The sequence below is a fragment of the Alteromonas sp. OM2203 genome, from assembly GCF_048517045.1.
In the GTDB taxonomy this organism is placed as follows: Bacteria; Pseudomonadota; Gammaproteobacteria; order Enterobacterales; family Alteromonadaceae; genus Alteromonas; species Alteromonas gracilis.
In genome coordinates this window covers 3431705-3455326 of sequence record NZ_CP183209.1, presented here as the reverse complement: position 1 = coordinate 3455326, position 23622 = coordinate 3431705, and the positions used below count along the sequence as shown (strand labels likewise).

Here is a 23622-nt window from a genome sequence, read left to right as displayed (position 1 = left end):
TTACTCCGAAAGCATTCTTACTTTTTCGTTGCGTATAATGGCTTGCGGCTGTTTGCGTACAACTTCACCTCGTTGGTTTAACGATAAATTGCCCGTCAGTCCGTCGTGAGAAAGGTATTTCAGCGTATTAAGCATACCTAATTGAGGTAAAAGCTGATAGGCATCAAAGCCAAACGCGAATAATCGCTTCTGCATGGTGTTTTGGTTTTCCCATGCTTGTTGCACCTCTTGTTCTAAAGGTTGCCATTTATGTGACGGCATCAACCATGGCATGTCTATAAAGTGAACGTTTTGCAAATCACGCCATTGGTTTTTACCACTGTCGTAATCCATTGAGCGAGAGGTGGCATAAACGGGCACCTGCTTGCCATCGAAAGGATTTAGGCTCGCTTCAATAATAGGATTAAGCAATTCCGTGTCTTGTGGTGAAGAGAACGCAACGATTGCATCAATATCCCGTCTACTGCGGGGCATGTTGTACACTTCATCGTTGGTCATATACTCGATTTGGTTGATACGTTCGTTACTTTGCGCAACGTCCAACGCTTGAGTGATGCCCTCGCGAAGCGAATTGCTGTCGTTGAACGTGACCGACGTAATATTTGCGCGCTGTTTGTTTTCTGCGCTGTTAAGTGCTTTCCAGTGGGTTTTGAACGTGTCGTCCATTCGTTGATAAAGACTGTTTTGTGCCGCAATTACAATAGGCGCTCTATAGCCTTTCTTAAAAATGAGTTCGGCAAGCTGCTTCGCCTCATCTTCTGGGGCAAGACCATAATAATTCAGGGAAACAGGTAAATCTAACGCTCCGATTTCATCTTGTGTCTTTGGCTCTGCCAAGTCCACATTACTCGCTTTATTTTCAACGTCTGCTCGTTGAGTGGCAATGGAATAGGGCGTAGATTGACCAAGAGAACTGTCTGGCAACTCTTCGGGACGGTTAAGAGCCAATACATTTATCCCAATGGGTAAATTAGGTATTAGGCTTTCGATGGTTTCCTTTAACAAAGGGCCTATAATAAATTTAGTGTCGCCAATCTCGGTAATCAATTCCTGGCTGTCTACGCCGTTGGTATCAATAAATCGCAAGCGCGGTAAAAGGTGTTCATCTTGGCGCTTTTCCACATCGGTATAGTACGCCGCGATAATGCCGTCTTTTACTACTTGCCCGGAACGCGCCAACCTTCCAGAAAGCGGCAGCAGCACCGCAATATCATTAGCTGCCGCGTCGGTGAGCTTAGAGGCTTTAACAACGTCTCCCGGCAACGCGTTTTCAAGTACGTGACCGCGATACACCTGCGTGAACTGCTTTAAATTATTGGCAAGTTTAATGGGTGATGACGCGTATTGTTCGGTGAGTTCTCGCAATGTAAGAAATGGAGCTAGTGCTGGATACTCGTCTCCAATAGCATTTAGCGATTCTTTCGGCAAAGAAGTAATCCATTTCCATACTTGTTCTACTTTTTGCTCGTCTGACAAACGCGTTTTTAATACGCTATTTGCCGCTGCCGCAAGGTTACCTTGCTGAGAGTAAAGCTTTGTTTGAAGTTCCGCTTTTTGGTAGGCCGTTTCGTCAGTTTCGATTACGTTGTCAAGCATGGCCAGCAATTCTTCTGGGGCTGCACCGGGCAAATCTGTATAAGCTTTAGTTATTAGCAACGAATAATAAGACTGGTTTGCACTTGAAATGCCGCCTTCTTTAACTTCAAAGAGAACTTGTTGTGCGTGCACCGGCTGTTGGTTTTGGATGTATAAGTCAGCAGCTTGGAGCAACAAGGTATCGCGCTGATTTTTGTCACGTGTACGGGCCCACACTCTTTTAGCTTCAAGTAGCTTATGTTCTGGCGTTACATTATCGTCAACTTGTGTAGTTTCAATAGGTGAAGGCTTCACTTCCACAGGTTTAGATTGAGATTTAGGCGTGCTTCCACAGCCTGCTAGCAACAGAACAGAAGCAACGGCTGACAGCGTAAACATTTTTCCAGCTTGTCCGATATGACGCACAGTTTCATTCCTTTTACATCGTGATAGGTCAAGTTTATCTTAACCACTGTGAAAATCTACGCTTGCCAGCATAATCTGGACTAATGGCGTGTTACACTTATCGCATTATCTTTATACCTAACGAAAGACTACACCACTGCTATGACAGACACCGCAACCCTATATATTGTTCCAACGCCTATCGGTAATTTAGATGACATAAGCGCCAGAGCCATTCGCATTCTTAGTGAGGTTAACTGGATTGCGGCTGAAGACACCCGCCATAGTGCCCGTCTTTTACAGCACTTTAGCATTGGTACTAAAACACTTTCGCTACATGAGCACAATGAAGATAAGCGAACGGCAATGCTTTGTGAGCGGTTGAAAGGCGGAGAGTCGGTAGCGCTAATTAGTGATGCCGGTACGCCGCTTATCAGTGATCCCGGCTTTGTGTTAGTACGCAAATGCCGAGAGCAGGGCATTCCTGTTAGTGCGTTACCTGGCCCATGTGCTGCCATAACGGCGTTAAGCGCTTCGGGGCTTCCTACCGACAAATTCATGTTCGAAGGTTTCTTACCAGTTAAGACACAAGCGAGAGAAGGTGTGCTGTCTTCTCTTTTAGACAGAACTTTCACCACTGTTTACTACGAGGCTCCACGCCGAATTTTAGACACGGTTACCGATATCCAGCGCGTACTGGGAGAGCGTCAAATAGTTGTAGCAAAGGAGCTTACTAAAGCCTTTGAAACTTACGTGAGTGGTAGCGCACAGAATGTGCTTGATTATTTAAATGCTGAGCCCGCCCATCAAAAAGGTGAGTTTGTCGTCATGATCGGCCCCGCTCAAATAAGTGAGCAGGCCATTCCAAGTGAAGCGATGTCGCTGTTAAACACGCTTTGTGAGCATATGCCGCTGAAAAAGGCCGCGGCGGTGGTCGCCACTCACTATGACTTGAAAAAGAATGCGCTTTATCAAGCCGGACTTGATGCAAAAGCGTAATTATCTATGCTGACTGGTATTAGTCTCCAGCAAGATTGATCTTAAGCGTATCTGTTTAATACAAAGTAATAGATTCAATATTTGCCCTAAGTGCTCGAAGGGCAAAATGCTAAAGGAGGCGCAGATGACTAAGACACTAAAGATCACCATGTCGGAAGGCAAATGGTTGGTAGATATATTCTCTCAAACGAATGACTCTGGCGTTTACGATTTAATCCATCCAAATGATGTGACAGAAGTCTCATTGAACGAAGGTGAGATGTACGGCTTTCGCTACAGTTTGCAGGGGAAGCCTGACACAACCTTTAAAATAGAATTAGGTGATGACGTCCTAGCTGAAGGAGACATTGACAAATCTGAAGCTGCTTCGGGTAGTGGTGTGGTATAGCTATAACGTGTTACTACTCTCAAAAGTATTGAGAGCCGAAGCCGCAATTTGAGGCTTCGGGTTCAATGTTCTAATAGCTAAATACCCTCTGGGAACAAGCTTTCTTTTGTTACTACCTGTATGCTTTCAATAACTTGACGCACTTCGTCGTCAAGTTTTTCATTTCGAAGCGCTAATGTTCGGTTTCGCTCAAACAGTTCAGTGTGGCTTTCCAACCTTTTTCCCATCTTTCTCCATGCTTGAACTCTGGCTTCATAAGGCCATGCTTCAAGTTCAATGCGATGAGAGTCTAGCTGAGTTAGAAGCATGGTAGCGGCTGCCGCCATAGACATTCCGCCTGGCCAGTTAGGGTTATTATTCTCGGGGTCGAAAGAGACGAACGCAGTCATTAATGGGCCATAGTTTTTCAGCCAGTCATAGTACCTATTAAAGGCTTTTTCATCGTATTCATCGACGTCAAAATTGTAAGACCTGCGGTCTGAAACGGTGACCCTAGAAGGGGTGTTGTCGACATAGACGGCAGTAGTTGTTGTTAAGGTAGTTATCGCTGGTGCGTCGGTGGCATCAGGCATTGGGTCATCGGCTCCGCCCACGGTTAATCTTCCACCTTTGCCTAGGCCTCCTTCCACTTCTTGGGCTTTATATGAACGAAGCGCCAGAACCATTTGGTTGTAAGAGTCTGCAAATGCGGTTACCAACATTTTTCCTTCAGGCGTTTTAGAGAAGCCTCCAGCGCCTCCTGCTGCGGGGCCCGCGAACATACCGCCAAATAAACTAAAGTCATGATTAGCTGCGCTACCGGTTGATGATGAAACTTGCACGCCGGAACGATTATCGATGAGCAGTAAAGAGGTGGCCGCTTCATTCTTACTAAAACCTCCCCCGACAATAGAACCTAATGTGCCAAAAAGGGCACCGGCTATGGCTTTACCGCCTTGTGTTTTTTCAGCAAACAGAACCGATGGGCTTAGCGTATAATCAGCTGCTACCATTTGTCCGCCGCCTATATTAGAGCCCGCTCGAAGTTGCCCTGTTTGCATAAGCTGGCGTTCAGTATTCATTGCGTTCATTGCACGGCCGCGCTCCACAATCACAAAGCAGCTAGACTGTTGGATCATAAGCCTGATAACAGGAATAGTACTGCCGAGCTTTGGATAGGTCCTGCGATACTCTGACCACCAGGGTAAGCTGGTGTCTTCAAACACACTCAAAGTGCCAAGTGTTTCGTCACAGCTTTCTAGCTGTGCATTATTGTTCGAAGCACTAGCACCACCGGCACCACCACTTACCGCGCCAGAACTGCCTCCTCCCATCGATGGTGTGGTAGACATACAAGCCGTGGTTAAAAACACCGCGCTGAGCGCAGAGATGATGGGTTTGGCAAATGTGTGTACTTGATCGGTACAGTTTGAGCCTAGATTATTCTTCTTCACAATCAATTCCTCTGATAAAGATAAGATATAACCGAGACAGGCAATTTTTGATGACTTGGTACAACACCTGAATTCGGTGCTGAACAAAAGACGGCGGAGGTTTTAGACTCACCCTAGATAAGGCTAGTAGGTCGAAATTCCCTTTTGACTACTCAACAATGTCAAAATAGCATTTGCGAAGATGGGGAACAAGCAAATTGATCAAATATTGATCAATTTGCTTTTATATATACTTTAATATAAGACTCTAATCCTAAGACAAACGGCCTTTAAAGTCTTCGTAGCTGAATTCACGCACTAATTCGAAGGCACCACTTGAACGCAAAATGCCAATAGCAGGGTGCTCTACGCCGTTGAAGAACGTAGTTTTCACCATGGTGTAGTGCATCATATCTTCAAATTGTAATCTATCACCAGCCTTGAGCTTAACGTCGAATGAATAAGTATCAATAACGTCACCAGCAAGACACGAATTGCCCCCTAGCTTCACGTTATGTGCTTTTTCATCTGGCATACCTGCACCTAAAATGGCAGGGCGGTAAGGCATTTCCAAAACGTCCGGCATGTGAGCGGTAGCCGAGATATCTAAAATGGCAATATCACCTTCATTTTCGACCATATCAACCACTTCACAAATGAGCGGGCCAGTTTGCCACGCAACGGCCGAACCTGGCTCAAGGATAACATCTAAATGAGGGTAGCGAGCCTTGAAGTCTTTTAAGGTTTTGATGAGATGCTCAACATCATAACCTTCACGGGTCATTAGATGCCCGCCGCCTAAATTTAGCCACTTCAACTGGCCTAACCATTTACCAAAGCGTTTCTCTATGGCTCCAAGGGTACGTGCCGTGGCAAAAGAGTCGCATTCACAAAGGTTGTGGCAGTGAAAACCTTCAATGCCCGATAAGTCCACGCCTTCAAGTTCACTCGCACGAATACCTAAACGTGAGCCCGGCGCTGCAGGGTCGTACAATGGCGTGTCTGCTTCCTGATGTTCAGGGTTGATACGAAGGCCTAAAGACACATTTGCTAGTGCGTCTTTATGCGTATTCCACTGAGACAAGCTATTAAAAGACAGGTGATTAACCAAGCCCGCTAGTTCTTTTGCGTCATTGGCTTTGTACGCTGGAGAATAAGCATGAACCTCTTTACCCATTTCAGCCGCGAGTTTTGCTTCCCAAACCGAACTTGCCGTCGCGCCGTGCAAATACTGTTTGATAATGTCAAAGCAAGACCACATCGAAAAGCCTTTAAGCGCAAGAATAATTCGCGCGCCAGACTCGTCTTGAACTCGTTTCATTAGCTCAAGGTTTCGTATTAGTTTTGCTTCTTCCAATACATAGCAAGGAGAAGGAATATCAGTGCGTTGGGTTAAATCAGCCAATGGGGTAGAGCTCCAAAAATATAACTGCTTCTAAGATCCGAGAAAGTCCTACTGTATTACACATGTACTCATAGCTCAAAGTTAAGATGAGTAGGGAGAATAACCGAGGCTTCAATTAAAAAAGGCGCTTAGAAAAAGCGCCCACATGTTTAATTACTTCGTGAAAGGGCTACTTTCACATTCAAGTACGTGCCATGGAAGACCGTGCTCGTTAAGCATGTCCATGAATGGATCTGGATCGAATTGTTCCATATTCCATACACCTGCTTCTTTCCACGTGCCGTTAAGCATAAGCGCCGCACCGATCATAGCCGGAACACCTGTGGTGTAAGATACCGCTTGGGCGCCTACTTCTTCGTTACATTTAGCGTGGTCACAGTTGTTGTAGATAAAGATAGTTTTTTCTTTGCCATCTTTAATACCTGTGATGTAGGTACCAATGCACGTCATACCGCTGTAACCTTCGGCTAGTGAGCCAGGATTAGGTAGCACTGCCTTTAAGAACTCTAGTGGTACAATCTTCTGACCTTGGAAATCAACTGGCTCAATGCTAGTCATACCAATACCCTCAAGTACACGCAGGTGGTTTAGGTAAGCATCACCGAAAGTCATCCAGAAGCGCGCGCGCTTAAGGGTTGGGAAGTGCTTAACAATAGATTCCAACTCTTCGTGAAACATCAGATAAGACGCACGAACACCAATGTTTTGGTAGTCTAGGTCTTCACGTACACTAAGAGGGTCGGTTTCTTTCCACTCGCCGTCTTCCCAGAAACGTCCGCGCTGAGTAATTTCACGAATGTTGATTTCAGGGTTAAAGTTGGTCGCGAAAGCTTGACCATGATCGCCACCATTACAGTCAACGATATCAAGGTAGTGAATTTCGTCGAAGTAATGCTTCGCCGCGTATGCCGTGTAAACGTTAGTAACGCCAGGATCGAAACCACTGCCAAGCAGAGCCATGATGCCCGCGTCTTTGAACTTATCTTGGTAAGCCCACTGCCACGAGTATTCGAATTTTGCTTCGTCTTTTGGCTCGTAGTTAGCAGTGTCTAGGTAATCAGTGTTAGTTGCAAGACATGCATCCATGATTGGAAGGTCTTGGTATGGTAACGCTAGGTTGATTACTAGGTCTGGTTTTACTTCGTTGATAAGCGCTTCGACTTCTTTTGCGTTATCTGCATCAACAGCGAAAACACCTTTAACGCGATCTGCACCAACTTCTTGCTGTAGCGCTTCACACTTAGATACCGTGCGGCTTGCTAAATAAATTTCGTCGAAATGTTGCGGTAAACGTGCACATTTTTTCACAGTTACCGACGCAACACCGCCAGCACCAATAATTAAAACGCGAGACATAATAACTAATCCCTAATTTTGCTAATGAATTTTGGGCTGAATGCTAGCAGACCAACCGGATTTGGCAAGCAAAGACAGCCCATGACAGTACAAAAAATTTTAATCGTAACAAACAATATGAAGGGTAGTAGGCAGCGAAAGAAAACTCCCTTTTAAATCAGAATTTTCACTTCGCCACCTCTTCCTATGTATTGTATTACATAAAAATGTTTCACCGATGTGAAGCCTTGTATAGGCTTACACAAGGCAGCCCGTAAAAACAATGCGAATTAAAGTCGCTTTTTTAACGTGTAACGGCATCGATAGGTGGTGATATAACGACTTTACCGTCTACCTTGTAGTAAGGATAGAGAATAAGACGTTCTTCATGGTCGGGTGTGGCGGTTGCAATTGCAATGGCATCTAGCGTTTTGCTATTTTGTGTGTTTACGGTCGCGGCATAGACCAAAACGCTGTAACTGTCCGTATCCGTGGTCGTATCAATAATTCGCCACTGCAACTGTTCAATGAGTTGAGATTCGCGCTTTTTACCCCGGTCCTCATCATTGAAAATACAGCCAATTCGACCCTTCTCATAAATGGCCGCAAAAGGATAAAATACATCACAAACGGGTAACATATACTCACATAACTGCAGTGACTTAGAAACCAGAATGCTCAACGGCGTTGGCAATGAAACTGGACGGTCGATCATAGCTTATCTCCTGTGAGTTAGCGTTGCTAGACACGCGTTAATACCTACGCTTTCAACGTCACAATAGTTTAATAATCGGCAAAGAGACAGAAAAATTAATGTGTGAGAGGTAGGTTAATTTTCACTAGTGAACCCTTTCCAGCATTGTCTTCCCGTTTAACAGGTTGCGTCATTCTTTAGCGATTAGATGCTTTTTATATTTCATCGGCGTGGTCGAAAACCACTTTTTGAAGGCATGAGTAAAGGAAGATTGCTCGTTAAAGCCAAGCAAGTCTGCGGTGTCGGCAATCGTGTGGTTTATTAATAGTTTATCCACGCGTGCTTTTCGCTCATCATTCAATATTTGCTGAAAACTTGTTCCACTGAGCTTAAGTTTCCTCTGCAGGGTCCTGGAACTGATAAAAAGTGCATTGGCAATACGCAGCTGATCGCAGTTTTTAAGTGTTGGATTAGCCTTCAAAAGTGCAATTGCTTTGTGTTTTATTTCTTCATGCTTATTTTTTATAAATTGGGAAGCAGCGCTTTTGCTTTGACTCAGGAGTTCCTTTTCGGTTACTTCTACAAGCGCATTAAACATCGCTTTGTTCTCGCTTGTAAAAGGGACGTGGAGTAGGTGTCTAGGGAAAATAATAGAGTTGGAATCAGCATTACCCGTCACCTTACAGCCAAACCATTCCTGCAGTATTTCTTGCTCTGATTTGTCCAGTGAGAAAGTGAAGGTTATCGCAGTAAGTTTGCAGGATGGGCCTAAAATTTTGTATACCGTTGCAACCCAAGCCGTGGTATTGCGCAGCACCATCTGTTTGCAGTCGATACATCGCGGCGTCCATTGTATGCGCGTGTCATCAATCTCATAAAGCACGGTCGTAGTGCCGATATCTGCCACTAATGCATCGAAGCGCGTTAATGCTTGAATGGCTTGTTCGAGGTTCTCGCAACTTTCAACTAAGTACCCCAGCACACCATAATCTTTGGCCTGAATATGTTTACCTAGTGCGAAACCGAACAAGGGATCACCGGTTAATTCTGCCCCTTTGTTGAGTGAACTTATGTAATCTTCCATCAACACCCTGCTGCAAGTTAAAGGATCAGGGCGCAGGGGAACGGGTATCTCTTTGTCGTCAATTCCTAGACTAATCAAGAAACTCACAACGCTTTGTTGATAGGCTGACGATACAGATGGCATCTTGTTTGTCGCAAAATAACAAAAATACTGACGTATTAACGCAAGATAGGTCGCAAATGTCAAATTATGCTATTCATTGTTTATACAAGGTAAGTAAGACATGGTTAACGTTTTTTATCAGAAAAATATCGCAACAACGCCGCGGGTAATTCGCGATACCTTACTTGACCATCAAAATCTAAGCGACTTTTTCAATGCGTCGTTCAAGATTATTCAGCCGGAAGATGATAATGAAGTTGGCGGTGGCAAAGGCTGTGTAAGGGCGGTAACTATTATAGGCGTATGCTTTAAAGAGCAAATTGTTCACGCAGACGACCAATATATTGAATATACCGTAGTTGGTGATTTTCCCGTTAAACAACATACTGGGGTGATAACGTTTACGGCCCATGAAAACCATACTCAAGTTTCTTATCGCATTACTTGCCGTGCACCTTGGTATTTACCCGCTTGGTTGCTGGAACGCCTGTTACAAAACGATGTTGAGCAGTGTTTGAATAAGTTAGGAGCCCGTTTTGATCCCTGTTGAACTTATACTACTTGGTTTAAGCCCAATTTTTCTTCTTTGTGTTTTAATTGAATACAAAAAAGCACGGCAGTTTTATAACGTTAAAGACAGCGTGAACAATGCTCTTTTAGCCTTGCTTCACCAAGGAACCGATGCATTAGTGCTGCTTCTTCTCATGCCTGCGCTCATTTGGCTTCACCAATATTCGCTGTTTGAGATTGAGCTTACTGCTATTTCTCTCGTAGCCGGTTTTGTACTTCAGGATTTTTTGTATTATTGGTTTCATCGCGCTTCACACAATATTCACTGGTTTTGGCTGGCACACGTGGTACATCACAGCTCTACAAAAATGAATTTCACTACGGCCTTTCGACAAAGCATTTTATATCCATTCGTGGGCATGTGGTTGTTCTGGGTACCAATGATTGTAGTGGGGTTCTCACCAAGCCTGGTATTTGCAATTGTGGCAATAAACTTGGCCTATCAATTCTTTGTTCATACGCAAACCGTTGGAAACTTGGGCTGGGTTGAATATGTGTTTAATACGCCTACTCATCACCGTATTCATCACGCGACAAACAAGCCTTACATCGATAAAAATTACGGTGGTGTGCTAATTATCTGGGATAGATTATTCGCTACCTATGCTGAAGAAGATAAAACAATAACGATAAAATACGGCATTGTAGGCAAATTGCCCAGGGATAACCCTCTTAGTGCTAATTTCAGTCAAATAGGCGTGCTGCGTGAACAGCTTCGACAGGCAAATGGAGTAAAAGCAAAGCTAAAGAGACTGTTTGGCTATCCTGTTGAAGATTTACTCCGATGAAACTCGAGAGTCTAAACTATGCTTTGCTATCGCCTTCAAACTGCACGGTTTTACTCGCAGTAATGCACCAAAGTAAAGCACTTCGTTGAAGTAGACTAAAAATAATGCAGATGTGTCATTTGAATAAACTTTCTATCTACAACGATTTGCAATACAAGCAACAGGCCTACACAAACACTTGCTCTTCCCCGGGCGCAATTTTTGCAGTTTATCTTCTTCATGGGTTACAAAACGATGCCTGCCATGTTTTTGCACTAAACAAAAAGGGCGCAAAGTTGCTAGAGGATTTTAATGAAAGAGTTTATAGAAAGTATGCCGAAAGCTGAGCTTCATGTTCATATTGAAGGTACGTTGGAGCCAGAACTAAGTTTTGCTTTGGCACAGAAAAATAAAGTTGCACTAAAAGCCAAAACACCAGAAGAAATGATAAATGCGTATGACTTTTATGACTTACCTTCTTTCCTTGATATTTACTATGCAGGAATGAGTGTGCTCATAGAGGAGGAAGACTTTTACCAACTCACCATGGCATACCTCAAAAAAGCTGCAGAACAAAATATCGTATATTCAGAACTTTTTTTTGACCCCCAGGCCCATACAATTCGAGGTGTGAGTTTCGATACAGTTATTAATGGGATAACCAAAGCGCAAAAAGATGCTCAGACTAAATTGGGTGTAGAAAGTCAACTTATCCTTTGTTTTTTGCGAGATATGTCGGCTGAATCAGCAATGAAACACCTCGATATGGCTAAGCCACATCTTGATAAGCTAATAGGAGTTGGGCTTGATTCTGACGAAAGAAATAACCCGCCATTAAAGTTTGCAGACGTATTTTCAAAAGCTCGAAGTTGGGGACTTAAACTAACAATGCACTGTGATGTCAATCAAGATAATACTCTAGAACACATACGTCAGGTTATAGAGGATATTAAGGTCGACAGGATTGATCATGGTGTAAATATTCTCGAATCTGATGTTTTGTGCGAGCTTGCAAGGTCAAGAGGTTTAGGACTAACTGTCTGTCCCGTTTCAAACAAGTTTGTAGTTCAATCACTTACCTCTAGTGAATTGAAACAAATGCTACGAAAAGGGTTGCTGGCTAGTATCAACTCGGACGATCCCTCTTATTTCAGGGCCTACTTGAACGAAAATTTAATTGCTTTGCAAGACGAAGGGCAATTCAGTAAAGAGGAGTTAGTCACACTCGTAGAAAATAGCTTTAAAACCAGCTGGCTCCCCGAGAAGCGCAAATTGGAATATTTAGATACACTAACGCGCTATACAGAAAATAACGCTGTCGCGTAAATCCGCGTTTCGGTATTACCGTTTTATCAATGAAGGTGCTGATTAGATCAGCACCTCTTCAATACTGAACTACTCTTTGCTAGCAATTTTCTGAAGATTGCTATGAATTTTAAACAGTACGATAAGTAGTTCGCACCAAATTCTTGCACCAATACAACCAGATACAATAATAAATAAGCCGTATATAAAGCTCGCGTCATACCCGACAAACATCGTTGTTACGCCACTTACCACTGATCCTAAAAGCAAAAGCCAATAAACAAAAGTGATTATTTTAGGGGTGAGCATTGAGTCAAAAAAGAAAATATCTTTCATAATCATTCCTTGATGAAGTTTGCAGGTAGCAAGCGCTAATTTTTATGCCGCATCCTGCGACAAACTTCTTGTTGTTATAGTTGTTAAGTAATCATAAGAGTTGTGAGCGAGCCCACAAAGCTAGTTGTAACATTGAAATGAAGTTAACGCAACGCTATGTTATTAAAAGGCTTTATCTTGCACCCTGCAAACCGCCTGTGTGCAAGATAACAATCTGTGAACCGTTTTTGAACTTACCTTTAGCCAGCATATCTTTAACCGCCCAGAAAGCTTTTCCCGAATATACGGGCTCTATTTCAAAAGGCATTGTTTTATTAAAATCATCGCAAAATGCCACAAGTTCAGGTGGTGCTTTAGCATATCCGCCCCAGTGGTAATTATGGTCAATATGCCAGATCTGCTGAGCAGTCTGAGTAAGCGTTTTTGAAGCGTTTTGTTTCGTTTCGATTTCACCGACACTTTCACACTTAAGCGAGTCAGGCAGGAACTGTTCTACCAATTCTTCCAGGTATCCTTCACCTTTGAGTACGCCTATTCCTATAGCCTCGCGAACAGGAGTGAGCATATCTTGACCTGCTCTAGGAGTGTGTTTATCTAATTTATCTAGCGCTACAATAATTCCAGCTAATGTGGCACCGCTAGCCACTGGCGCGACCATAACATCAAATTCAAAGTCGATTTCATCCATCATGTCTTGAAGACCTGCAAGTGCGCGAGCCTGACTTCCTCCTTCTGGAATAATGAGGGCGTCAGTATATTTGGTGTGAAGTTCATTTAGATATTCGCACTCATTCCGTCTTTGGTAAGTTTTTCTATCGACGTATTCGATTGTTGTTTCCCACTGAATGAGATCTTCAATCATTGGCGAAGGATTAGCAGAATAATTTCCACGAATAATGGCAGTAAAAGGAATGCCAAGTTTAAAACAGATAAAGCCCAGAGCGTGAAGATGATTAGAAAAGCCACCGCCGAAACTTATGATTGTTTTGGGTAATGGATGCGTTAGCGAATGGCTTAATTTTCGCCACTTGTTACCTGAAATTATCGGGTGTATCGCGTCGTCTCTCTTTACATAAAGCGATACGTTTTCCGCACCTTCCCAATCGGGAGAAAAAGATATCAAAGGAGAGGGAAGGTTAAGGGACGTTTTGAAAGCGTTAAGCGATAGCACGTTAAGAACCTGGTCTTATTTGATCAAATGCATGTTGGCGAGAGTATAACCAGATATAAACGCAATAAAAAACCTGTAATTTTTATTACGCTGATATAGAGCATTCCTATGGTAACAAGAACAATTCACGTTTTTCTCTTATCCCTTTTGGTGGGAGCAATGTTTATGTCGAACAAGACATTCGCACAAGATGAAAATTCACAAAACGCAAGCGCTGATCGTATAGAAGAGTATGTACCTAAAGCGAAACTTGTGGGTAAAGGCATGTTTTCCTATTACTTTTGGGATGTTTATACTGGCGAATTATTTGCCCCTGAGGGCACATACAACAATGCGCCACCATTTGCTTTGCGCTTAACTTATCAAAGAGACCTCGAAGGGAAAAAAATTGCTGAACGTTCTATTGATGAAATGAAGAAGCAAGGGGACGTGTCTTCAGATAACGCTCAAAAATGGCTGGCTTTGATGGAAGACATTTTTCCTGATGTCAGTGAAGGAGACGTTATTACCGGCATCGCAACTGAAGATGGCAAAAGTATCTTCTATGTGAATGGCGAAATGTCTGACGAAATTCAAGATTCCACTTTTACTCAGCGGTTCTTTGATATCTGGTTGAGTGAGAAAACTTCAGAGCCAAAGTTTAGAAAAAAGTTGCTCGGCAAGGGGTAAGAAGGGCAGAACTCTTTATCAAACCCATACATTTTAACTGATTACGTAGGACATTATTCGATGATAAAAAGTGCGTGTAAACTCGTTTTAGGCCTTAGCCTCGCTACATTGAGTGTTGCTGGACTATCAGGCTGCTCCGTCTCTGTAGAGGGGGAAGACTATCAGTCAGTGACGCCAGCGTTTAATATCGAACAGTTTTTTGACGGCAATGTGAAAGCTTGGGGTATTGTTCAAAATCGCTCTGGAGAAGTCGTACAGAGGTTTGTCGTTAACATTGATGGGTCTATTGACGGGGAAACGCTTACGTTGGATGAAACGTTTGATTATGGCGTGGGCGATGGGCCCGAATCTCGGACTTGGAAAATAGTAAAGCAAAGTGATAATACCTTTATCGGTAATGCGGGAGATATTGATGGCCCTGCAAAAGGTACTAGCTATGGTAACGCATTCAATTTCCATTACCAGATGGATTTGCCAGTAGATGATACAACCTATTCAGTAACGTTTGATGATTGGTTTTGGGCGTTTGATGAAAGCACCATGATGAACCGTTCATACATTCGCAAGTTCGGCCTAGTCATGGCTGAAGTAACTATATTTATGCAAAAGCAGCCATAAGGCTGCTTCAATCTTTGGTCTTAACGAATTACTTTTATCGCTATTTATTTCAATGTGTTTCTATTTGGGAAAGCAAAACACCACGCCCAATCCATGCCCTTTCATTAAAGGGTCGTGTACGAACCACGTTTGTCCGTCGTGTAGCTTTACTATCGCGGAAACGAGAGATAAACCCAACCCGTTCCCTTTACTGGTTCTACTACCATCGGCCCGATAAAAACGACGCTCTAAATTTAATATCTCGTGTTCACCCACGCCTATGCCTGCATCATTTACTGCAATAACAATGTGTTTGTCCGTAGTTGTTAGCTGAACAGTAACAATACTATCTTCGTTTGAATATTTAATAGCGTTATCTAATACATTGGCTACAGCTTGAAAGAGCAAGTTGGGGTCGGCGAGCATAGTCACGTTTTCAAGCTGACTGGACAGCTGAATATTGCGTTCTTCAGCAAGAGGGTGGTAAAGATCAACCACGTCCTCGACGATAGCTCGGGCATCTGTGCTGCAGAAGCCTTCTTTTTTATTCGTGGTCTCAAGACCACTTATGCGTAAAAGGCTGTTAAACATATTAAGTAAGTTGTCAGCTTCTTGGGTTGTTTCACTGCGAAGCTCGTCGTCTTCAATTTTTTCTAGCGTGTTGCGAAGTCTTGACAGTGGCGTTCGCAAATCATGAGCAATGCTATCTGTAACCGACTTGATGTTATTTACTGAACTTTCAATAGTATCGAGCATCTGATTGAAAACGAATGAAAGGCTGCTTAAATCATCCCAGTTACTGTCTATCTCTAAGCGCTCTTCAAGACTACCGGTTTTGATAATTTTGTCGGCGGTCTGTGACATGCGGTTAATTCTATTTACGACATAAACGGCGATAGCAAAACTGAGGATACTCAATGTGCAAAGTAAAACCACAATAATCCAGCTAAACGTTTTGCCAAACCATTGTGCGCTGTATAAATCGTCGATACCACGCCCAACGTAAAGTTCGTACTCACCTAAGTTTGTCTCTCTCATTAGCGCTTGATGAAGTATTTTACGAGAATCACTGTTTTGGCGAGTAATAACGATTTCAGCAGTATCAAAACTCGCCCCTTTGTGGCGTTCTAGCACCAGCGGAACGGAAGACAAATTACCTGCCACAATCTGATTTTCTTTACTTAACGCAATGAACGAACGCAAATTATTGAAAACGCCCCCCTGGGAACTGGAGATGGACGCGTTTGGGGAGAGACTATCTGACCTGATGGAGGCGATTACCGCTTCTATACCAAGTTTCTCGTGAAGTGTGATTAATGCGTTCGTTTTGGCGTTAACCGCAGCGTTGGATTCAGAAATAAACAAATCACTGCTGGTTAAGCGCCAAAAATAAACGATAAGAACAATGGCAATGCAGGCTAGGGTAGTGAGCAAAACGCCTACGCGAAAACTTGAGCTACGCGTAAAGTCGCGGATCGCTATCATGCAAGCTCGTCCGCTATGCGGTACCCTGTGCCTCTTACTGTTTCAATTAACGGAACGTTGAACGCTTTATCTACTTTTTGACGTAAACGGCTTATGTGCACGTCGATTACGTTGGTTTGCGGATCGAAATGATAATTCCAAACCTGCTCTAGCAACATGCTGCGCGTTACCACTTTGCCCTTGTGGCGAAGCAAGCATTCAAGCAACTGAAACTCTTTAGACTGTAAATCGATTTCTTGGTCGCCACGAAGCACCTTGCGGTTGACTAAATCAAGCGTTAAATCACCTACTTTTATAAGGGTTTTGTCTTCGCTCTCTTTATTTCGACCGGCTAGCCCTTCGACACGAGCGAGAAGCTCTTCAAAGGCAAACGGTTTTGTCAGGTAATCGTTGGCGCCTGTGCGAAGGCCCCGAACTTTATCTTCAACTTGGCTCTTTGCGCTGAGTAACAAGACTGGAGTGGTATTTCCTTCCTCACGAAGTTTCTCTAACACTGAAAAACCGTCGAGTTCAGGTAGCATCACGTCTAATATTACGGCGTCTAATTCACTTTGCGACGCTTCGCGGTAGCCAGATGTTCCATCACCCACGGTAATACATTCATGCCCTTCGCCCAATAGTCCATTAGCAATGTGCGAGGCAACTTTAGGATCATCTTCTACAAGTAGCACTTTCATTATTACGCTTCTTTTGGTTATCAACATTCACACGCTTGTTTGGCGTTGCTATTACCTCGATACCTCAAGTTTTAACAGCAAGCGAGTTCAAGCAGTCGAAAAGCATTAACGCTTTATATTTCTTTTACGAACATGGAGCAATGAAACGATCACTTTTAAGCTTTTATGCATATAGCGTGTTTTTGAGACGTTAGTTTCACCTTTGAGAGGAGCGCAATTTTTTACTCTCCTCTGTCAAACCGCATAGTCGCGCTGTAGGGTGTAAAGTGTTGTACATCACCCCGTGCACATTTCTCCTGTACGCCGTGCCAATACTCGGGCGTCATCAAATCACCGTGAAGCGATTTCAAAATATCTTTAAACTTACGTTTTCCTACAATGAAATGTTCAAATTGCTCAGGAAACACATCGTTAGGCGCTACCGATAACGTGTCGATTGCATAAGGATCATCAGATTTTGGCAGCGCTCTAAAGTTACGCTCGTTCATTAAACAAATTTCATCATAGTCATAAAAGATGACCCGTCCGTGGCGAGTAATACCAAAATTTTTGTGAAGCATGTCTCCAGGAAAAATGTTAGCCATTGCTATCTGCTTAATACATAACCCCAATTCATCGAGAGCACGCGTGATTTTTTCTTCATCAGTTTCTTCTTGCAGATACAAATTAAGCGGGGTCATTTTTCGCTCTATGTACATGTGCTTGATAATCAACTCTGTTTCAGTAAATTCTAAACTCGATGCACAGGTTTCTTTAAGTTCGTCGATGAGTTCAGGCTCTATCCTGTCTAAAGGAAATCTAAAGTTTACGTATTCGTGAGTATCTGCCATTCGGCCCACGCGGTCAGACATCTTAACCAACTTGTAGCATTCTTTGACGTGATCGCGGGTAATTTTTTTACTTTCTGCAAACTCGTCTTTAATAATCTTGAACACCACACCGTAAGAGGGCAGATGGAATACCATCATGACTAAACCGCGAATACCGGGAGCAGCTTCAAATTTATCGTCAGACTCATCCATGTGCTGTAAAAAGTTTCGATAAAAAACCGTTTTGCCGTGTTTGTAATGACCCATGGCCATATAAAGTTCGAAATGTTTCTTGTTCGGCAAAAGCTCTTGAAGAAAGGCCGCCACCTCGGCAGGGTTTTGGGTATCTGCCATAAAGTAACTGCGAGCGAAACCGAAAATAACGCTTAAATCTTTTCGGTCAGTAAGCAACGCGTCGACAAACATATGAGGCTCATTGTATCTTCGCATGGCGATGACAAACGGCAGCGTCTCATCAGGCATGCAAATTCGGCCAATCAAGTAAGCGGCTTTACCACGAAAGAAGGTAGGCTTTAAAATTTCAACTGCCTGAACGCTGGCTAACTGTTCTTTGTTCAACCTTGCTCGAAGCGCCTTCTCAAGATGCTGCAAATCCCGCTCGAAGTTTTCAAACGGAATGTTGTATCGATAGATCTTAAAAATCGACTCATACATCTCGCGAACCGTTGTTGTGGTGTCAAAGCTATTGATGACTTTGTCTCTGTCTTGCCCTGGCAGAAAGCAGCGGCTTGGCAGTACAAACATCATGTCGTTGTCAATTTTTCGATGTTTGAACAAACGGCCTATTACCGAGTTATAAAAGGTTTCGGCAAGCTCAAACTGAGGGTGACCTTCTAGCTGCAAAGCGAATACTTTCTTAAGTTCCTGCCAAAAAGCATCGTCTTTTTGATGTACTTGCGTTAGGTGATATATTTCGGCCACTGCGTCAGAAAGGCTTTGTTCATAAATAGTGATACGCTCTTTTGAGGCAAGCTGCGTCTCTTTCCAGTTGCCCTTCTCAAACCTTTCTTGAGCGCCACGTGTAATCCGAGTAAACCATCGATAGCTCTTATCGAAATGAGACAAAATCTGATAGGCAACTTTTTTAACTAACTGCTTGTCATCATTAGAGGCTAACTCGTGCATTGGCGTATTTCCTTGTTTTGTAGCCTACTAGATCTATCATAAATCTCTTCTGTTTCAGAGAAAACTTTGGTTTATAACCAGAATAAGTCGAGCATTATTAGAGGCTTTTTATATTTCATACCAATCCGCATAGATAATTGCCCACTCAGAAGGCGCTGGCAAGTTTCCTAGCAAAGCGTGGGAATGCAGGAATGGCTATTCCCTTTCAAATTCCCAGAATGAAGCTAGGAAGCTTGCCAGACCTTCCCGAAGGGCGAGTTTAAAATGTCCGTACTCTTTGTTGTGTCACCTTGATGTAGAACCACTATACCTGCGGTAACACGCCGCGATTACGAACATTTTAACTCTCGCTGAGTGGGTAATGATCTATGCGGACTGGTATTATTATACTTTCGTTTAAGGTATTCTGATGGCCGATTAGTAACCATTTATAAGTTTGTAGTCGATGGGCTTTAATATTCTAATTTGTGATGATTCTTCGCTTGCCAGAAAGATGGCGAGAAGTAACTTGCCAGATGGGTTCGCTGAAACTGTCTATGAAGTTTCAAACGGTATGGATGCTTTAGAGGTGTTAGCACATCACACCATCGACTTGGTTTTGCTCGACCTCACCATGCCGGTTCTAGATGGCCTTGGTGTACTAAGCGAAATTAAGCGCCGTCAGCTTGAAGTGTTCGTTATCGTGATTTCTGGCGACATTCAGCCGTTGATGCAAGAAAAGGTGATGTCGTTAGGCGCGCTGTCGTTTATAGAAAAGCCGATAAAACGTGATGCGTTGAAAACCATTCTTTGTCGTTTTGGTTTTATTCTGCCCGACACCTACCAGACTGCAATTGCCGTTTAAATTATCCGTTAATATAAAAGAGCGAACCTTGGTTCGCTCTTTTTCGTTATGTACCAGCACACATATTATTAATCAAACCAATGACGGGTTTTGTTAGCGAACCAGACTAATGAAAGCATAACCGGAACTTCTACCAATACGCCTACCACAGTCGCCAGAGCCGCGCCGCTGTGAAGCCCAAAGAGAGAAATTGCCACGGCAACCGCTAGCTCGAAAAAGTTCGACGTACCAATCATGCACGCTGGTGCCGCAATATTGTGCGGCAGTTTCATGCGCTTTGCTGCAAAATAGGCAATGGCGAAAATACCGTAAGTTTGTATGAGCAGCGGTATCGCAATAAGTACGATATCTTGGGGCTGTGATAAAATCGTTTCTGCTTGAAGGCCAAACAAAATAACAATTGTCAGCAGCAAACCAATGACTGAAAAAGGTTTGAACTTACTAACCAATGCGTCAACAGCACCACTTCCTGGAACGGTTCCCTGCGCGCTGTTGTTTTTGTTTTCCAAGAGGCGGCGCGTGATATAGCCCGCTATCAAGGGCAATACTACATAGAGCGCCACAGAAAGTAGCAGGGTGTCCCAAGGAACCGTGATGTCTGTTACGCCTAGTAACATAGCGGTAAGTGGTGCAAAAGCGACTACCATAATAAGGTCGTTTATTGAGACCTGCACCAGCGTGTAGTTAGCATCCCCTTTGGTTAGATGGCTCCACACGAAAACCATAGCAGTACAAGGAGCGACGCCCAGTAATATCATACCTGCTATGTATTCAGTGGCAGTTTGCGGGTCTACCAAATCGGCAAAAATACCTTTAAAGAATAGCCAGCCTAGAAGCGCCATAGTGAAAGGCTTAATAAGCCAGTTAACCACAAGTGTAAGCACCAAGCCCTTTGGCTTTTTACCGACGTTTTTAATAGAGCCAAAGTCTATTTGCACCATCATTGGATAAATCATTAACCAAATAAGCACGGCCACTACGAGGTTTACGTGTGCATATTCAAGTGCTGCAATAGACTCGAATGCGCCAGGCATGGCATAGCCCAGACCTACACCCGCAACAATACAAAGACCAGCCCACACTGATAAATAACGTTCAAAGAAACCCATGCTGATTCACCTTTGTCTTATTTTACAACGACTTTTGATTAACACGTTTGCTCACTTCTTCTGCGCTTTCAACACGCTCAGAATAGCGATCAACCAGAAAGTCTTTGTTATCGCGAGTAAGCAAAGTAAATTTCACCAGTTCTTCAACTACATCCACAATGCGGTTGTAGTAAGGGGAGGTTTTCATCCGACCATTTTCTTCGAATTCAAGAAACGCTTTTGCCACAGAAGACTGGTTAGGGATAGTTAACATGCGCATCCATCGGCCTAAAATTCGCATCTGGTTTACCGCATTAAACGACTGAGAGCCTCCTGATACCTGCATGATGGCCAGTGTTTTACCTTGAGTTGGGCGTACGCCACCAAGGCTGAGCGGTACCCAGTCAATCATGCTTTTCATAATGCCTGTCATACTGCCGTGTCGCTCTGGAGAGCACCAGATTTGCCCTTCAGACCACATCATAAGCTCGCGCAATTCTTTAACTTTGGGATGAGATTCATCTTCAGTATCAGGCTGCGGCAATCCGCGAGGATCAAATATTTTGGCTTCAGCGCCAAAATATTCAAGCAACCGCGCTGACTCTTCAATAACTAAGCGGCTGTAAGAGCGCTCTCTCAGTGAACCGTAAAGCAATAAAATACGAGGTTTATGGTCTGAGAATGTCGATGCAAAGTTAGCCATAATGGGCTTGTGCATTTGTTCCATTACCGCATTATCTGATGGGCTTTCAGCCATTGATCTTTCGTTGCTGCTAGCTATATCTTGGTCCATTGTTTTACCTTTATTTATTACTGAGCGCCCAACGTTGATAGTGCGTCTTTAAGTGCTGCTTTATCTAAGTTTTTTTCTGCCAGTTCTGCTAGTGCCTCTACGCGCTTTTCAATAATATCGATGGTGTTATTGAATGCATCGGCTTTCTCTTGTTCGCTACCTTCTAGCTTAGACGGGTCTTCTAAGCCCCAATGCACCTTAAGTGACTTACCGAAATAGACAGGGCATGACTCACCAGCAGCGGAATCACAAACTGTCACAACAAGATCTGCATCGTAGCCTTCAAACTCATCCCACGACTGGCTTTGAAGACCATTCGTGTTAAAACCACGCTCTGCAAGGTACTTTAAAGACAGAGGGTGTACTTCACCTACAGGTTGGCTGCCTGCACTACGCGCTTCAACTTTGCCGTTAGAGGCATTAGTGATTGCCTCGCAAAGAATGCTGCGGCAGCGGTTGTGCGTACAAATGTATAAAATCTTCATATAAAACCTTACATTAAGGGTTGATGCTATTTTGAGTAACTATCAAAAAATGTTAAAAACTTGAGAAAACCGACAGCTGGCGATGTACTACGGTGTAATCTCAGCGCTGTTGCACATGAAAAAATTTAGGCGTTAGCAACTGGTGCAAGACAAATTCGATAAGGACTCGCTGAAATACTCATCGTTGTGAATAGCGGTATTCTTTATGACGTCCAGTGCCCAGGCAGGTAGGTCAGGGTGAAGTTGGTAATACACCCATTTGCCCTTACGGGTATCGAGTACTAAACCACATTTTCGTAAATCTGCGAGATGGCGTGAAATTTTTGGCTGGCTTAATTGAAGCGCGTCGGTAAGGTCGCACACACATAATTCGCCTTTTACGCTAAGCATAAGTAGCGTTTTTAAGCGGGTGTCTTCAGATAGGCATTTGAAAAACGTTAAGGGCGACAAAAAACATGCAGACATAGAACACTTCACATATGAAATTTCGTATGTGAAGTATCATATATGAAATTCCGTATGCGTCAATGACGAATCTGAAATTTCATATATGTTTATTTTTAAAAATTAGCTCCGCAACGGCATTCTTTAGTTATCTATGCGGACTGGTATTAAGCTAAAAAAGCCTAATCACTTTCTGGCAAGGCAGCGTCGAAGGACATCGCCACTTGGTTGTTGTTTAGCGCATTATAGTGAGTGATAACGTCGTTCATGAAGGTGTGCCATGTTGGGTTCGGATGCCAAATTGCCATAAGGTCTTTTTTGGCGTTTTGTTCATTTTCTCCAAGTACGTTGATTCTGTATAGATATGTAAACGCGGCACCCCGCCAATTCAATTTACAGTGGGTCAGCACCTTGTCCTCATTCACCTCTACGCTTTGCATAAACGCTGCGTAGTTTAAAAAGTTGGCGAGCGTAGGGCCTTCCCAATCAACAGGCACATTAAAGTAATCGAGCCCTAGTTCTGATGTAGTTAAAATTTCACTGCTTCTATCCCCTGGGATCAAGTCTATAACGTGAGTGACTCCTTTTTCCTTTAGCAAAGAAAAGTGAGCAGCATTGGGTAAGCCAGAAGAATACATAAATGGCGCGTTTTCTTGGTAGTTGGTGAGTGTTGCAAGTGTAGGTGCAGTTTCCATCTGCGTGTCATTGCCCGCTTGCTGTGTTGAGCCGCCTTCATAATAAGCGTTTGCACATAAACTTAATCCTAGCCCTAAGCTAATAAACGCAGTAGTAACAACGCGACGTAACGTAGACTTTTGAAGCGATGGCGTATTTTTCATTTTTCTAAGTGCTGCTGTTTGGGTCTTTTTCATAGTTTAGAGCTCACTGTTGACACCGTTGTGATTATAATTTCTACGTTACACAATTGCTTACTATTGTCCAAGCAGTAAAAGCTGCGAATAAGTCTTAAACAGTAGCGTTTACATAAGGAACTAGGTTTAGTCTTGGGAAGTTTCTGATCTAGTCTAAGTGAAGGG

The 23622-nt window shown here is 43.4% G+C and carries 24 protein-coding genes; 8 read left to right on the top strand and 16 right to left on the bottom strand.

The features are described from left to right. Window positions 1-2001, bottom strand: a complete 2001-nt coding sequence (locus ACM0P2_RS15285) for a penicillin-binding protein activator (protein WP_159117819.1) — start codon at window positions 1999-2001, stop codon at window positions 1-3. A gap of 141 nt (window positions 2002-2142) precedes the next feature. On the opposite strand from ACM0P2_RS15285, the gene rsmI reads away from it, so the two are divergent. Together rsmI and ACM0P2_RS15275 are read left to right on the top strand one after the other, a co-directional pair. After that, window positions 2143-2979, top strand: coding sequence for a 16S rRNA (cytidine(1402)-2'-O)-methyltransferase (rsmI, locus tag ACM0P2_RS15280; protein ID WP_159117820.1), 837 nt, complete (start codon window positions 2143-2145; stop codon window positions 2977-2979). Window positions 2980-3103: 124 nt separating this feature from the next. After that, window positions 3104-3367 (top strand): hypothetical protein, encoded by a 264-nt coding sequence (locus ACM0P2_RS15275; RefSeq protein WP_159117821.1) that lies wholly within the window; start codon window positions 3104-3106, stop codon window positions 3365-3367. 77 nt (window positions 3368-3444) lie between these two features. On the opposite strand, the gene ACM0P2_RS15270 is transcribed toward ACM0P2_RS15275, so the two are convergent. The 5 genes from ACM0P2_RS15270 to ACM0P2_RS15250 form a co-directional block, all read right to left on the bottom strand. Next, entirely contained in the window at window positions 3445-4800 is a 1356-nt protein-coding gene (locus tag ACM0P2_RS15270; protein ID WP_419226771.1) for a hypothetical protein, read from the bottom strand. 253 nt (window positions 4801-5053) lie between these two features. Beyond that, window positions 5054-6184, bottom strand: coding sequence for a carboxynorspermidine decarboxylase (gene nspC, locus ACM0P2_RS15265; RefSeq protein WP_159117822.1), 1131 nt, complete (start codon window positions 6182-6184; stop codon window positions 5054-5056). 153 nt (window positions 6185-6337) lie between these two features. Beyond that, entirely contained in the window at window positions 6338-7540 is a 1203-nt protein-coding gene (locus ACM0P2_RS15260) for a saccharopine dehydrogenase family protein (protein WP_159117823.1), read from the bottom strand. Between the two features lie 283 nt (window positions 7541-7823). Continuing rightward, window positions 7824-8234 (bottom strand): hypothetical protein, encoded by a 411-nt coding sequence (locus ACM0P2_RS15255; protein WP_159117824.1) that lies wholly within the window; start codon window positions 8232-8234, stop codon window positions 7824-7826. A 169-nt stretch (window positions 8235-8403) separates the two neighbouring features. Beyond that, on the bottom strand, window positions 8404-9384 hold the full coding sequence (locus ACM0P2_RS15250; protein WP_159117835.1) for an AraC family transcriptional regulator: 981 nt from the start codon (window positions 9382-9384) through the stop codon (window positions 8404-8406). 136 nt (window positions 9385-9520) lie between these two features. On the opposite strand from ACM0P2_RS15250, the gene ACM0P2_RS15245 reads away from it, so the two are divergent. From ACM0P2_RS15245 to add, 3 genes are all read left to right on the top strand, one after another. Continuing rightward, complete coding sequence (locus ACM0P2_RS15245) at window positions 9521-9949, top strand: SRPBCC family protein (RefSeq protein WP_159117825.1); 429 nt, start codon at window positions 9521-9523, stop codon at window positions 9947-9949. Continuing rightward, complete coding sequence (locus tag ACM0P2_RS15240; protein WP_159117826.1) at window positions 9936-10757, top strand: sterol desaturase family protein; 822 nt, start codon at window positions 9936-9938, stop codon at window positions 10755-10757. The genes ACM0P2_RS15245 and ACM0P2_RS15240 overlap by 14 nt, the downstream gene beginning before the upstream one ends. Window positions 10758-11048: 291 nt before the next feature. Next, complete coding sequence (add, locus tag ACM0P2_RS15235) at window positions 11049-12062, top strand: adenosine deaminase (protein WP_159117827.1); 1014 nt, start codon at window positions 11049-11051, stop codon at window positions 12060-12062. A 69-nt stretch (window positions 12063-12131) separates the two neighbouring features. On the opposite strand, the gene ACM0P2_RS15230 is transcribed toward add, so the two are convergent. Together ACM0P2_RS15230 and ACM0P2_RS15225 are read right to left on the bottom strand one after the other, a co-directional pair. Continuing rightward, window positions 12132-12377, bottom strand: coding sequence for a DUF4282 domain-containing protein (locus ACM0P2_RS15230; protein WP_159117828.1), 246 nt, complete (start codon window positions 12375-12377; stop codon window positions 12132-12134). Between the two features lie 172 nt (window positions 12378-12549). After that, window positions 12550-13548, bottom strand: coding sequence for a 1-aminocyclopropane-1-carboxylate deaminase/D-cysteine desulfhydrase (locus ACM0P2_RS15225; protein ID WP_159117829.1), 999 nt, complete (start codon window positions 13546-13548; stop codon window positions 12550-12552). Window positions 13549-13713: 165 nt separating this feature from the next. On the opposite strand from ACM0P2_RS15225, the gene ACM0P2_RS15220 reads away from it, so the two are divergent. Further along, on the top strand, window positions 13714-14217 hold the full coding sequence (locus ACM0P2_RS15220) for a chalcone isomerase family protein (protein WP_159117830.1): 504 nt from the start codon (window positions 13714-13716) through the stop codon (window positions 14215-14217). A gap of 60 nt (window positions 14218-14277) precedes the next feature. Beyond that, entirely contained in the window at window positions 14278-14835 is a 558-nt protein-coding gene (locus ACM0P2_RS15215; protein ID WP_173359150.1) for a DUF3833 domain-containing protein, read from the top strand. A 60-nt stretch (window positions 14836-14895) separates the two neighbouring features. Here the strand turns inward: ACM0P2_RS15215 and ACM0P2_RS15210 are convergent, their stop codons facing one another. The 3 genes from ACM0P2_RS15210 to aceK form a co-directional block, all read right to left on the bottom strand. Further along, window positions 14896-16299 (bottom strand): HAMP domain-containing sensor histidine kinase, encoded by a 1404-nt coding sequence (locus ACM0P2_RS15210; protein WP_159117831.1) that lies wholly within the window; start codon window positions 16297-16299, stop codon window positions 14896-14898. Then, on the bottom strand, window positions 16296-16976 hold the full coding sequence (locus tag ACM0P2_RS15205) for a response regulator transcription factor (RefSeq protein WP_105929526.1): 681 nt from the start codon (window positions 16974-16976) through the stop codon (window positions 16296-16298). The genes ACM0P2_RS15210 and ACM0P2_RS15205 overlap by 4 nt, the downstream gene beginning before the upstream one ends. Window positions 16977-17197: 221 nt before the next feature. Then, the gene (gene aceK / locus ACM0P2_RS15200; protein ID WP_105929527.1) at window positions 17198-18931 is read right to left on the bottom strand and encodes a bifunctional isocitrate dehydrogenase kinase/phosphatase; all 1734 of its coding nucleotides are present in this window, start codon (window positions 18929-18931) and stop codon (window positions 17198-17200) included. A gap of 445 nt (window positions 18932-19376) precedes the next feature. On the opposite strand from aceK, the gene ACM0P2_RS15195 reads away from it, so the two are divergent. Continuing rightward, window positions 19377-19775, top strand: a complete 399-nt coding sequence (locus tag ACM0P2_RS15195; protein ID WP_159117836.1) for a response regulator — start codon at window positions 19377-19379, stop codon at window positions 19773-19775. A gap of 68 nt (window positions 19776-19843) precedes the next feature. On the opposite strand, the gene arsB is transcribed toward ACM0P2_RS15195, so the two are convergent. From arsB to ACM0P2_RS15170, 5 genes are all read right to left on the bottom strand, one after another. Then, on the bottom strand, window positions 19844-20884 hold the full coding sequence (gene arsB / locus ACM0P2_RS15190; protein ID WP_159117837.1) for an ACR3 family arsenite efflux transporter: 1041 nt from the start codon (window positions 20882-20884) through the stop codon (window positions 19844-19846). Between the two features lie 22 nt (window positions 20885-20906). Beyond that, window positions 20907-21590 carry an arsenical resistance protein ArsH gene (gene arsH, locus ACM0P2_RS15185; RefSeq protein WP_236547059.1) on the bottom strand — a complete coding sequence of 228 codons (684 nt, stop codon included), beginning with the start codon at window positions 21588-21590 and terminating at the stop codon, window positions 20907-20909. An 83-nt stretch (window positions 21591-21673) separates the two neighbouring features. After that, window positions 21674-22141 (bottom strand): arsenate reductase ArsC, encoded by a 468-nt coding sequence (locus tag ACM0P2_RS15180; protein WP_159117838.1) that lies wholly within the window; start codon window positions 22139-22141, stop codon window positions 21674-21676. A 132-nt stretch (window positions 22142-22273) separates the two neighbouring features. Then, a complete protein-coding gene (locus ACM0P2_RS15175) occupies window positions 22274-22606 on the bottom strand; it encodes a metalloregulator ArsR/SmtB family transcription factor (RefSeq protein WP_159117839.1) in 333 nt (110 codons plus the stop codon). A 161-nt stretch (window positions 22607-22767) separates the two neighbouring features. Next, on the bottom strand, window positions 22768-23457 hold the full coding sequence (locus ACM0P2_RS15170) for a protein tyrosine phosphatase family protein (RefSeq protein ID WP_173359146.1): 690 nt from the start codon (window positions 23455-23457) through the stop codon (window positions 22768-22770). Window positions 23458-23622 lie beyond the last annotated feature (165 nt).